Genomic DNA, 12,245 nt, shown 5'->3' on the forward strand with positions numbered 1-12,245 from the left:
TCTCGGGCGCAACCGTCTGGCCGCGCCCGGTTTGCGAAATGCGAAACCGCTGATCTTCAGCTTTGATTGGGACCGCGAATCTGGCGAATGGCCTGACGCACCGCTTGCCAGTCCTGTGCCTGCTGCTTGTGTCCGGCAGCCTCGGAGTCGCGCATTTTTTTGGCGGCTTCGGCCTCGGCCTGATCGCCATGGGCGGCATAGAGCGCGCGGGCATATTCGGCGGTTTTGAGTGGGTCCATTTCTGTCATCCTCCTTGTTTGGGGCGGATTGCCCGAAAGTCCACGCTAGGGGATCATACTATGGCCAGGCCTATATGGCATCATCAAGTATCAGATTGATCCGAAATTTCTGCCTTGAGCTGCTGGAGATGAGCCGGAAAATCGCGCGCTGTCATATCAGCTTCGCGGACCAACGTATCGAAGTGATGGGAAAAAACCTCGATCCGATTGCGGTCGCGGAAGGCCATGTAGTGGCCGCCGACGTAAAAAGCGCAGAGCATCGGGCCAAAGATCGTCATTGGTGCGGAATAAAGGCGCTTGGCGTCGAACAGATAGATGCGAAGGCGCGGGTAAAGCTGTTCGCTGAGCGTCAGCATGTGGTCGATCTGATCCAGCCGGGCGTCCAGTGACAGCCCTTCGTAGTATCCTGTGGCAAGGGCCAGGCTGCGGATTTCATAGAGCGGCATAGCGATTTCATAATCGGATTGGGCGCTGCGCATCCATGCCAGACGGTCAGCCGAGGCGCCGATGGCCTGATCAGCGGTGCGCCCCAGATGCGGCGCGTATTCCCATTCCAGCACCGCGCGGGTTTTCAGCATGTCGGGTAACGAAGCGGGGACGTAACGGATCTTGTAACCCGCCGCCTCGCGGTGCCAGTCAAAGATGCGTTCATCCACCAGTGCGCGGGGCGCTTTGGTCAGGCTGAGAGAGCTTGCCAGCAGTTCCGCGGCGCTTTCGGGACGGTCCGACAGGCTGAGCAGCCAGTCTGCGGAGACGCCAAGCGCAGAGGCGCAAGACCCCACAACGTGCGCATTGGGCAGACGTGCGCCTTCGTCGGTCAGCAGTTGCGAAACAGTTGAACGATCAACGCCGATGCTGCGGGCAAGGGCGCTTTGGCTGATATGTTTGTCCTCCATCGCGCGCGCCAATCGCAGGCGAAACTGCGCTGCGCGGTCGCGTTTGTCTATATTATCCAACATGTGATGATTATTATCATAGTTGGTGAATATTGTTAATTACATTCAGAATACTCAATTCGGGGACTGTCTGCGATCCTGTTGCAAACAAAACAAGAATGGGGTCCGGAATGGAAACGCGACGAAGATCTGTCGTGAAGTCCGTCGTTTGGAATGCGATGGGCTTAGTGATCATGAGCCTGGTTGGGCTGCTGGCAACAGGCTCGGTCGCTATGGGTGGCGCTTTGGCTGTGGTGAATATGGCCATCGGTCTGACGATGTATGTTTTCTATGAACGTGTCTGGGCGGGGATTTCGTGGGGGCGCAATGGCTGAGCCTACGACACCCAAATCGCCTGAATGGGGCACATTCGCGTTGATTATTGCGTGTTATGCGATCTGGCTTGGGGTCATCTTTTGGCTTTCGGGCTGGTCGCTGGGACTGGCGATTCCTGTGATGGGGCTGGTGGCGGCCATGCATTCGTCTTTGACGCATGAGGCGCTGCATGGGCATCCGTTCCGCGCCAGATGGCTGAACGAGGCGTTGATGGCGCTGCCGCTGACCCTGTTCATTCCCTTCAACCGGTTTCGCGACCTGCATCTGGCGCATCATCAGGATGCCAATCTGACCGATCCTTACGACGACCCCGAAAGCAATTATCTGGATCCGCAGGTCTGGGCGAGGTTGCCCGGATGGCAGCGGCGATTGCTGCGTGCAAACAATACCTTGCTGGGGCGCATTGCGCTGGGACCTGCCATCGGGCAGGTGGCGTTTCTGCGGGATGAATGGCGGGGCGCGCGGCGAGGAGACCGCGCGATCTTGATGGCTTGGGCGCTGCATTTGCCTAGCGTGATGGTGGTGTTGTGGATTGTTGCGCAGTCGCAGATGCCTGTTTGGGGCTTCGTCCTGTCGGCCTATATCGGGCTAGGGCTGGTCAAGATCCGCACCTTTCTGGAACACCGTGCGCATGAGAAATCGCGCGCGCGGACAGTTATAGTCGAAGATCGCGGACCATTGGCTTTTCTGTTTCTAAACAACAACCTGCACGTCGTTCATCACATGAACCCGGCGGCCCCTTGGTATCGTCTGCCTGCGCTGTATCGGGCGGGTAAGGATCGGTATCTGGCGTGTAACGAGGCGTATGTCTATCGATCATACAGTCAGGTTTTCCGTCAACATCTTTGGCGGGCAAAAGATCCTGTCGCGCATCCGCTCTGGCCAAAGCCCTGATTTCACGACAGAAGGGAAGCCATGAGCTTGTGGATTCCCGTCACCATCGCCGCCGCGTCGTTTCAGACCGTGCGCTTCATGCTGCAAAAATCGCTGAGCAGCGTAAAGCTGTCGGCGGCGGGGGCGACCTTTGCACGGTTTGCCTATTCTCTGCCGCTGGCGCTTTTGGGGCTATTGGTTGCCCTGTGGGCCACTGACCTGACGCTGCCCAAGCTGTCGGCGACGTTCTGGATGTTTGCGGTCATCGGCGGGACGGCGCAGATTCTGGCGACGATCTGTGTCGTGGCGCTGTTCAAACAACGCAACTTTGCGGTTGGCATCACTTTCAAGAAAACCGAGGTTATTCAGACCGCTATTGTGGGTTTCCTCATCCTAGGGGATCAGGTTTCCGCGAGTGCGCTGGGGGCTATATTTCTGGGGCTGCTGGCGGTGCTGTTGCTGTCGAAAACACCCGGCGGCGATGGCGCGTGGTGGCAGCATCTGACGAACCGGGCCTCGCAACTGGGGCTGGGCTCGGGCGTGTTGTTTGCGTTTTCGGCGGTCAGCTATCGCGGCGCTTCTCTGCAACTGGGGGATATCGACGCCTGGTTTCGGGCGCTGGTCACGCTGGCGGCGGTGGTGTCGTTCCAGTTCCTCAGCATGTGGCTATGGCTGATGTGGCGCGACAGGGCCGAGTTGCGCGCCGTGTGGGAGACGCGGCGCACCGGCGTGTTTGTCGGATTGACCAGCCTTGGCGGGTCGTTCTGCTGGTTTCTGGCGTTTACCTTGCAAAACGCGGCTTACGTCAAGGCGCTGGGGCAGGTGGAACTGATCTTTAGCCTGTTGGCCTCGACACTTGTATTCCGCGAGACGACAACCCGGCGAGAGATCGCCGGGATTGCCCTGTTGGGACTGTCGATACTGGCGCTGGTGCTGGCGATTTAGGAGGCGTCCGCGTCCGCGAGTGACTCGGAGCCTTCGCGGCGTTCATCAAAGCTGAGCGCGATAAAGCTGGGCAGGTGATCACCCATGCCGACAACCGCAGGGCCTGTATCACTGCGGCGTCCACGGTCGCGGGATTTGGGGGCCTTGTCCTTCTTGCCTTCGCTTTTTTTGACTTCGGCGGGTTTGGACTTTTTCTCGGGCTTTGGCTTTTCGGCCTTGGGTTCTTCCTTGACCGGGTTGTCGACGCGCGGGATTTCCTTCTGGATCAGCTTTTCAATGGCATCCAACGCCTTTTCATCGCGTGACGAGCATATGGTGAACGCCTTGCCGTCACGCCCGGCGCGACCTGTGCGGCCGATGCGGTGGACGTAATCCTCGGCATGGCCGGGGACGTCGAAGTTGAACACATGGCTGACGGACGGAATATCCAGCCCGCGCGCGGCCACATCCGACGCAACCAGCAAACGCAGCGAGCCGTCGCGGAATCCGTCCAGCGTTTTCATCCGCTGCGACTGATCCAGATCGCCGTGGATCGCGGCGGCGTTATAGCCGTATTTCTTGAGCGATTTCGCGCAGATATCCACATCGGTTTTGCGGTTGCAGAAGATGATCGCGTTCGTGCATTTGTCACCTTCGGCATCGATCAGCGCGCGCAGAACCTTGCGCTTGCCGCTTGCCTCACGGTCACGGCGGCCACCTTTGAACAGGACAACGCCTTGTTCGATGGTCTCGGACGCGGTGGCCTGACGGGCAACCTCGACCCGAGCCGGGGCGGACAGGAAGGTGTCGGTGATCCGCTCGATTTCCTTGGCCATGGTGGCCGAGAAGAACAGGGTCTGGCGGGTGAAGGGCGTCAGCGAGAAGATGCGTTCGATATCGGGGATGAAACCCATATCCAGCATCCTGTCGGCTTCGTCCACGACCATGATCTGAACGCCGGTCAACAGCAGCTTGCCGCGTTCGAAATGGTCCAGCAGACGGCCTGGCGTGGCGATCAGCACGTCAACGCCACGGTCGATCAGGGCATCCTGTTCCTTGAAGCTGACACCGCCGATCAACAGCGCCTTGGTCAGTTTCAGGTGCTTGGAATAGGTGTCGAAGTTCTCGGCCACCTGTGCGGCCAACTCGCGCGTCGGGCACAGCACCAATGAGCGTGGCATACGCGCGCGGGCACGGCCACGGGCAAGCATGGTGATCATCGGCAGGGTAAAGCTGGCGGTTTTGCCTGTGCCGGTCTGGGCGATGCCCAGCACATCGCGACCCTCAAGCGCGGGCGGGATTGCGCCTTCCTGAATCGGGGTAGGGGTTTCGTATCCGGCTTCCTCAATGGCTTTGAGGACCTTCGGGTTCAGGTTCAGTTCGTTAAACTTTGTCATGTATGTCCGGTTCATGCGGACACTAGACCTGGCCCGCGCGTCAGAAAAAATGCCGGGCCCGGATGGCCACGCGCCCTATGCACGGTTCGGCTTGGGCGCGACATAACAAAAACGTGGGGCGGGGTCAAATGAAGTCGGGTTAATCCGCGCAAACCCGGTTACAGTCGCGATTTCCTGCAACAATTCAGTCGCTTCCGGGGAAGTGTTTCGCGACTTTTTCATCCAGATTCAACGGCCTGTGCCTGAGCAGGCCGTGGTCTTTCAAGCGGGCACGGGTATCCGGGTCGGAACCGCTGAGTTCGTCATAGAATGCCTGCAGACCTGTCTGACCCTGATCGCCTTCTATCCAACTGAGCAATTCGTGCATTGTTAGGCCGCCGGCTTCGCGGGGGACATTGGGCCTCATCCCCGACTGGTACGAACCGCGTTCCAGCCGGAACCGGTAGTGGGCAAGCCAGTGGTCCCAGTCAGGGGCATGGCGGTGGCACAGTTCGATCTGTGACAGTTCAATGCCGTCGGGGAGCACTTGATTGTTCTGTTGAATGTTGTGGATGCGGTCGCGGATATGTTTCAGGCCCGTGCGCGCGAACAGCTTGCCCTGCATATGGCTCAGGAAACCGCCTCGGACAAACGCTCCGAAAGTCGGATAGAGCGTTTCGACCAGCGCGGCCCGGTCCGGGCCCGAAGGGATGTATGCCTTGTACATGTCGTCATCGCCCGCCAGTGCCTCGATCGGGCGGATGCGGGCGGTGGGGGTGTCGGGTGGAACGTGTGCCAGCACGTCGGCGACCGGTGACAACGGCCACAGAAATTCGTCCACGTCGATGTGCGTAAGCCAATCCAGATCAGTCTGGCGGTATATGAATGTCGCGTTATGCGACTGCCTGACCTGATGCTTGTCCGGCCTTTCGATCCCGCGCCGCTGCCAGAACTCCGCGTTGCAGACACGGATTTCGATCTTGGGATGACGGCGCAGAACCCGAACCGCGCGGCGGTTGGGTTCGTCCAGAAACAGGTGCAGACGGTCGACGCCCAGATCGATGTGATAGGCGGCAAAGCGCAGGATGTCGTCCAATGGCGCGCGGGTCGTACACACGATGCCCCAGGTCGGCCTGTCCTGCGTCATATACGCCTCTGCTTTGTTGGTCGCGCGTGCTGCGCCTTACGTCATCATTTCCTTCGTCGCCGTCAGGCTCAGTTCGGGGTAATCGCGTACCACGCGATCGATATCCCATTGCAGGCGCGTGAGATAAACGATGTCGCCGTCATGGTCGTGGGCGATGTGCTGCTTGTTGGCGTTGACGAATTTGTCGACCTCGGGTTTGTCGCCACTGACCCAGCGGGCCGAGGTGAACTGTGACGCCTCGAACCGGACGGGCAGGCCGTATTCCATCTCGATCCGACTGGCGAGCACTTCGAATTGTAGCGCACCGACGACGCCGACGATAAAGCCAGACCCGATCGAGGGTTTGAACACCTTGGCCGCGCCTTCTTCGGCGAATTGCATCAGGGCTTTTTCCAGATGCTTGGCCTTCATTGGATCACCCGCGCGGACAGTTTGCAGCAGTTCCGGCGCGAACGATGGGATACCGGTGACGCGGATCGCTTCGCCTTCGGTCAGCGTATCGCCAATGCGCAGCTGCCCATGGTTCGGGATGCCGATGATATCGCCGGCCCAAGCCTCTTCGGCCAGTTCTCGGTCGGAGGCCAGGAACAGAACCGGGTTCGAGATCGCCATCGGCTTCTTTGACCGCACATGGGTCAGCTTCATGCCGCGCTTGAAATGGCCCGACGCCATGCGGACAAAGGCCACCCGGTCGCGGTGCTTGGGGTCCATGTTGGCCTGCACTTTGAAGACAAAGCCGGCGACCTTCTTTTCGTCAGGAGAGATCTGACGCGGCTCAGCCGACTGAACCTGAGGCTGCGGGCCATAAGCGCCGATGCCCTCCATCAGCTCCTTGACGCCGAACGAGTTGATGGCCGAGCCGAACCAGATCGGGGTCATGTGGCCTTCTAACACGGCTTGCGGGTCGAGCTTGGGCAGCAATTCGCGCGCCATCTCAACCTCTTCCAGCAGCTTCTCTAGCAGATGCTCGGGCACGTGTTCGGCCAGTTTCGGATCGTCCAACCCGTCGATCTGGATACTTTCAGCCACCTTGTTGCGGTCTGCGCGGTCCATCAGCTCCAGCCGGTCGCGCAACATGTCATAGCAACCAATGAAATCGCGGCCCACGCCGATGGGCCATGCGGCAGGCGTCACGTCGATGGCCAGCATTTCCTGAATTTCGTCGATGATCTCGAACGTATCGCGGCTTTCGCGGTCCATCTTGTTACAGAAGGTCAGGATCGGCAGATCGCGCAGGCGGCAGACCTCGAACAGTTTCTGCGTCTGGCTTTCCACGCCTTTTGCGCCGTCGATCACCATCACGGCGGCGTCCACGGCGGTCAGCGTGCGATAGGTATCTTCCGAGAAATCGCTGTGACCGGGTGTGTCGACCAGATTGAACCGGAAATCACCATAGTCGAAGGACATGGCCGATGCAGAGACCGAGATGCCGCGATCCTTCTCCATCTGCATGAAGTCAGACCGCGTCCGCCGCGCCTCGCCCTTGGCGCGCACCTGACCGGCCATCTGAATGGCGCCCCCGTACAAAAGGAACTTTTCAGTCAGGGTCGTCTTGCCCGCATCCGGGTGCGAGATGATGGCGAAAGTTCTGCGCCGGGCGATCTCGGGCGGCAAGACGGGTTGGTTCGAGGCGATATCAAGCATGAGCGCGCGTATAGGCGGGGAATCCTGCCGAGGCAAGACAAAGGGGCTGGTTCGAATCATGACGCTATGGCAATAAGAACATATAGTGAACAAAAGGTGGAGTTGACCAATGGATTTGAAAGAAATCGCCAATGAACTGGTCGCCGGGTGCCGCGAAAATCGGGCACAGGCCAATCTGGATAAACTCTATGCCGAGGATGCCGTCTCGGTCGAGGCGGTCGATTATTCAGGTATGGGGCGCGAAGTGAAGGGGCGCGATGGAATCCGTGGCAAGCACGAATGGTGGGAAGGCGCGCATGACGTTTCGGCCGCATCCGTGAGCGACCCGTTTCTGCATGGCGATGATCGGTTTGCCGTGATTTTCGAGGTGAAAGGCACCGTTAAGGAAAGCGGCGACAGCTTTGATATGCGTGAGGTCGCGATCTATCACGTCGCTGACGGCAAGATCGTGCGGGAAGAGTTCTTTTACTAAGCCAATACCCGTCTGGTCCTTCCTGTCGGGCCGGTGCAAGTTAAGGGCAGGATAGGGAGGATCAGAATGGATTTGGGTATTCGCGGAAAACGCGCGCTGGTTTGTGCCAGCAGCAAAGGGCTGGGTTTGGGCTGTGCCGAGGCTTTGGCCGCAGCGGGCGTTGATCTGGTGATGAATGCACGCGGGGCCGAAGCGTTGGAGGTTGAAGCTGCACGCTTGCGATCCGATCATAGTGTCGACGTGCAGACTGTGGCCTGTGATGTGACCTCAGGTGAAGGTCAAACGCAGGTGATCAATGCCGCGCAGGACGTTGATATTCTTGTGACAAACGCAGGTGGACCGCCTCCGGGAATGTGGTCGGACTGGGAGCGGGACGATTTCATCAAGGCACTGGATGCCAACATGCTGACGCCGATTGCGTTCATGAAGGCGCTGTTGCCGGGGATGATGGACAAGGGCTGGGGCCGGGTGGTCAATATCACCTCGCAATCCGTGCGCGCGCCAATTGCCGTTCTGGGTCTGTCGAACGCCGCCCGGACCGGGCTGACCGGCTATGTCGCGGGAACCGCACGGCAGGTTGCGCCCAAAGGGGTGACGATCAATAACCTGCTGCCGGGGATTCACGCCACCGACCGTGCGGATTCGCTGGATGGCGGGGTCGCGGCGCAGAAAGGTATCTCGATGGATGAGGCACGTGCAGAACGTGCTGCCACAATTCCGGCGCGGCGTTATGGCACGCGGACCGAGTTTGGCGCGACCTGTGCCTTTCTGTGTTCGCAACATGCCGGGTTCATCGTGGGTCAGAATATCCTGCTCGACGGCGGCGCAACCAATCTGACGATGTAGCGATGGCTGAGAAGTTTTCTTTGAAAGACCAGTTGTTTAACGCTGAAAAGACCCGCTATCTGGCGGGGCTTTTTGCCGGGGCTGATCCGTCTTTTGACGCGCCCGCGTTCGAGGCGCAGGTCATGTCGCGGCTGCTGGAGCTGGAATTGAAGGAGCGTATGGCCTGGATTGCAGATTGCCTGCAACGGGCCGTGCCCGGAGATTTGCCCGTCGTTGCGCCCGTTTTGTTGCGCGCGCTGCCTCCGCCGTTGGACCCGGGCAAAACCGATGATGATTTCGGAGATTTCATCTTTGCGCCGCTTGGCGATTGGGTTGTCGCGGTTGGGCTGGACCACCCGGAACTGGCGCTGGACGTGATCGAGGAACTGACGCAACGCTTCTCGATGGAATGGGCGATACGGCCCTTTCTGAATCAGTACCCCGAGATGGTTTTGACCCGGATGCAGGCGTGGTGCGGGCATTCCAGCTATCACGTGCGCCGTCTGGTCAGCGAGGGCACCCGGCCCCGGTTGCCATGGGGGCAGGCGGTTGGATTGGAGCTGACCGATCCGCTGCCATTGTTGGATCGCCTGCACGGTGACAGCACCCGGTATGTGACGCGGTCTATCGCCAATCATCTGAATGATATTTCCAAGAAAGACCCCGATCTGGCATTGGATCGGCTGCAGGCCTGGGCAGGGGCCGCGCAACAAGATGCGGCCGAGTTGCGGTGGATGACCTCTCATGCTGTTCGGGGATTAATCAAATCGGGCCATCCGCGCGCGATGAAGATGCTGGGATATGATCCCGATGCGGCTATCGAAGTACGTGTTGACGTTCAGGGCGAGGCGCGGATTGGCAGCGCGCTGGCGTTTGTTGTGGACCTATCAGGGGCTGATCAGCAAGCTGTTCTGGTGGATTATATCATTCACTTTCAAAGGCCTGGCGGGAAGACTTCGGCCAAGGTGCACAAGTTGAAACAGGCAGTTTTGAAGGGTGGTACGCTTACGCTGAGCAAGACTCATAAGCTGAAAGGCAACGCCAGTACGTTCACCCTGATCCCCGGTGCGCATCGGTTGGAAATCCAGGTCAACGGACGCGTGCGGGCAGCGGTGGATTTCGAGTTGTTGGACTAGCAGGTTTCACGCTTTCGTCAGATCGAACCATACCGGATTGCGCCGGGTTGGCCCGGGTATTAGCTGCATCGCAGCCGATAAGAAAAGGATAGCCCAGATGAAGCATGAAGCGGTGCAGAACTATTATGGTGAGGTGCTGCAAGGCAGCGACGATTTGCAGACAAACGCGTGCTGTACGCCGGATGACATGCCGGGTCACGTCAAGCAAATTCTGTCGCAAATTCATGATGATGTGCTGACGCGTTACTATGGCTGCGGGCTGATCGCGCCGCTGGATCTTGAAGGGATGCACATCCTTGATCTGGGCTGTGGCGCGGGGCGCGATGTCTATGCTTTGTCGGCGATGGTGGGCGAAAAAGGGCGCGTGGTTGGCGTTGACATGACACAAGCGCAACTGGGCGTTGCCCGCGCGCATCAGGACTATCACGCGCAGGCGTTTGGGCATTCCGCCAGCAACGTAGAATTTCATCAAGGCTATATCGAAAAGCTGGATGAGCTGGACCTTGAACCGGGCAGCTTTGACATCATCGTGTCGAATTGCGTGATCAATCTGGCGACTGACAAGGCCGCTGTTCTGAAAGGCGCGCACCGGCTGCTGAAAGAGGGCGGCGAGATGTATTTCTCGGACGTGTATTCAGACCGCCGGGTGCCCAAGGCGATGGCCGAGGACGAGGTTCTGTATGGCGAATGCCTGTCGGGCGCGCTGTATTGGAACGATTTCCTGTCGATGTCGCGCGCGGCAGGTTTTGGCGACCCCCGCCGTGTCACGCACCGCCCGTTGACCATCGAAAATCCTGTGCTTGAGGATCGTGTTGCGCCGCTCAGCTTTATTTCGGCCACTTACCGGCTGTTCAAGCTGCCCGCGCTGGAACCGGCGTGTGAGGATTACGGGCAGGCGGTGATCTACAAGGGCACCGTTCCCCATGCTCTGCATCAATTTGTGCTGGACGATCACCATGTCATCGAGGCGGGCAAGGTGTTTCCCGTCTGCGGCAATACGTGGATGATGCTGCAAGATACGCGATTTGCCCGGCATTTCGAGTTCATCGGGGATTTCGAAACACATTACGGAATTTTCGAGGGCTGCGGCGGGGATAGCCCGTTTGTGGTCGAAGGCGACACTCCATCAGCCGGGTGTTGCTGATCCCTTGCACCTGAGAGGCGGGGTTGCTATCCCCGCCTAAGCCCGATGGATTTAATCGGGAAAGGCAACGGGGTCCATCGGTGACAGTGAACGCAGCTCCTCCTCGTCTGGAAATCCGCAATCTGGTCGCCCGGTTCGAGGGGCGGACCGTTGTGGACGATGTTTCGCTGAGTGTTCAGGCCGGGCAGGTGACGTGCCTATTGGGGCCGTCGGGTTGCGGCAAATCCACCACGTTGCGCATGATCGCCGGGGTCGAGATGCAAAGCTCGGGCGAGATTTATGTCGATGGCAAGCTGATCTGCGATACGTTTTTCCGCGTGCCACCCGAACGCCGCCAAATTGGCCTGATGTTTCAGGACTTTGCCCTGTTCCCGCACCTAAGCGTCGCCGACAATGTTTCGTTCGGGTTGAAAGGCAGCAAAGAGGCCAAGCGCGTCCGGGTTGAGGAATTGCTGAGAAAGGTGGACCTGATGCGGTTCATCGATGGCTTTCCGCATCAATTGTCGGGCGGCGAGCAGCAGCGGGTTGCCTTGGCCCGAGCGCTGGCACCGCAACCGCGTATCATGTTGATGGACGAGCCTTTTTCGGGCCTCGACAATCGGTTACGCGATGGCATCCGCGACGAAACGCTGGCTATCCTGAAAGAAGAAGATGCCGCTGTGCTGCTGGTCACGCATGAGCCCGAAGAGGCGATGCGCATGGCCGATGAAATCGCCTTGATGCGTGGCGGCAAGATCGTGCAACAAGGGGCTGCGTATAACGTCTATACCCGGCCCGTTGATAAGGCAGCAGTTTCGTTTTTCAGCGATATCAACGTGTTGCAGTCCACAGTGAATGGAGCTTTGGCCGAGACGCCTTTTGGTCAGTTTCTTGCGCCGGGTATTCCGGACAACACGGATGTCGAGATCGTCTTTCGCCCCCAGCATGTGCGTCTCGATTTTGACCGCAGCGGCAAAGGCCCGTCGCCAACCGCCACCGATGGCGTCGCGGCCCGTGGCGTGGTCGAACGTGCGCGGTTTCTGGGCAATGAAAGTCTGGTCGAGTTTCGGATGGATCACGATGGCTCGATCCTGCGGGCGACGGTGCCCAATGTTTTTGTGCCAAAGCCGGGCCGGGTCATGTGGCTGACGGTGCCGCGTGACCGGTGTTTTGTGTTCCCAGCCCAGGGCTGAGCCCGATTTCCCGCCAAGTGGT

13 protein-coding genes are annotated in these 12,245 nt (G+C 59.2%); 8 read left to right on the forward strand and 5 right to left on the reverse strand.

Going from position 1 to position 12,245, the window contains the following annotated elements; translation table 11 throughout:
• Nucleotides 1–56: 56 nt before the first annotated feature.
• Entirely contained in the window at nt 57–239 is a 183-nt protein-coding gene (locus ACR0FG_RS01345) for a hypothetical protein (RefSeq protein WP_170711691.1), read from the reverse strand.
• Between the two features lie 83 nt (nt 240–322).
• Entirely contained in the window at nt 323–1,198 is an 876-nt protein-coding gene (locus tag ACR0FG_RS01350) for a helix-turn-helix domain-containing protein (RefSeq protein ID WP_480889297.1), read from the reverse strand.
• A gap of 107 nt (nt 1,199–1,305) precedes the next feature.
• Between ACR0FG_RS01350 and ACR0FG_RS01355 the strand changes: the two genes are divergently transcribed.
• The 3 genes from ACR0FG_RS01355 to ACR0FG_RS01365 are packed head-to-tail and all read left to right on the forward strand — an operon-like array spanning nt 1,306 to nt 3,328.
• Nucleotides 1,306–1,509 (forward strand): DUF2061 domain-containing protein, encoded by a 204-nt coding sequence (locus ACR0FG_RS01355; RefSeq protein ID WP_480889300.1) that lies wholly within the window; start codon nt 1,306–1,308, stop codon nt 1,507–1,509.
• A complete protein-coding gene (locus tag ACR0FG_RS01360) occupies nt 1,502–2,404 on the forward strand; it encodes a fatty acid desaturase (RefSeq protein ID WP_480889303.1) in 903 nt (300 codons plus the stop codon). Before ACR0FG_RS01355 ends, ACR0FG_RS01360 begins: the two co-directional genes overlap by 8 nt.
• A gap of 21 nt (nt 2,405–2,425) precedes the next feature.
• Entirely contained in the window at nt 2,426–3,328 is a 903-nt protein-coding gene (locus ACR0FG_RS01365) for an EamA family transporter (protein ID WP_480889306.1), read from the forward strand.
• Here ACR0FG_RS01365 and ACR0FG_RS01370 read toward each other — a convergent pair.
• The 3 genes from ACR0FG_RS01370 to ACR0FG_RS01380 all read right to left on the reverse strand — a co-directional run bounded on the left by ACR0FG_RS01370 (nt 3,325) and on the right by ACR0FG_RS01380 (nt 7,474).
• Nucleotides 3,325–4,704 carry a DEAD/DEAH box helicase gene (locus tag ACR0FG_RS01370; protein ID WP_480889308.1) on the reverse strand — a complete coding sequence of 460 codons (1,380 nt, stop codon included), beginning with the start codon at nt 4,702–4,704 and terminating at the stop codon, nt 3,325–3,327. The two genes, ACR0FG_RS01365 and ACR0FG_RS01370, sit on opposite strands and share 4 nt — an antisense overlap.
• 184 nt (nt 4,705–4,888) lie before the next feature.
• The gene (locus ACR0FG_RS01375) at nt 4,889–5,830 is read right to left on the reverse strand and encodes a glycosyltransferase family 2 protein (RefSeq protein ID WP_480889311.1); all 942 of its coding nucleotides are present in this window, start codon (nt 5,828–5,830) and stop codon (nt 4,889–4,891) included.
• Nucleotides 5,831–5,866: 36 nt separating this feature from the next.
• The gene (locus tag ACR0FG_RS01380; RefSeq protein ID WP_480889314.1) at nt 5,867–7,474 is read right to left on the reverse strand and encodes a peptide chain release factor 3; all 1,608 of its coding nucleotides are present in this window, start codon (nt 7,472–7,474) and stop codon (nt 5,867–5,869) included.
• Between the two features lie 109 nt (nt 7,475–7,583).
• Here ACR0FG_RS01380 and ACR0FG_RS01385 point away from each other — a divergent pair, with 109 nt between their 5' ends.
• From ACR0FG_RS01385 to ACR0FG_RS01405, 5 genes are all read left to right on the forward strand, one after another.
• The gene (locus ACR0FG_RS01385; RefSeq protein ID WP_170711709.1) at nt 7,584–7,946 is read left to right on the forward strand and encodes a nuclear transport factor 2 family protein; all 363 of its coding nucleotides are present in this window, start codon (nt 7,584–7,586) and stop codon (nt 7,944–7,946) included.
• Nucleotides 7,947–8,012: 66 nt separating this feature from the next.
• Nucleotides 8,013–8,792: an SDR family oxidoreductase gene (locus ACR0FG_RS01390; RefSeq protein WP_480889318.1), complete on the forward strand. Its 780-nt coding sequence runs from the start codon at nt 8,013–8,015 to the stop codon at nt 8,790–8,792.
• Nucleotides 8,793–8,794: 2 nt separating this feature from the next.
• Nucleotides 8,795–9,907, forward strand: coding sequence for a hypothetical protein (locus ACR0FG_RS01395; protein WP_480889321.1), 1,113 nt, complete (start codon nt 8,795–8,797; stop codon nt 9,905–9,907).
• Between the two features lie 97 nt (nt 9,908–10,004).
• Nucleotides 10,005–11,051, forward strand: a complete 1,047-nt coding sequence (locus ACR0FG_RS01400) for a methyltransferase domain-containing protein (protein ID WP_480889322.1) — start codon at nt 10,005–10,007, stop codon at nt 11,049–11,051.
• Nucleotides 11,052–11,131: 80 nt separating this feature from the next.
• Nucleotides 11,132–12,223: an ABC transporter ATP-binding protein gene (locus ACR0FG_RS01405; RefSeq protein WP_480889324.1), complete on the forward strand. Its 1,092-nt coding sequence runs from the start codon at nt 11,132–11,134 to the stop codon at nt 12,221–12,223.
• Nucleotides 12,224–12,245: the final 22 nt, after the last annotated feature.

This window comes from Ruegeria sp. E1, from assembly GCF_056534225.1.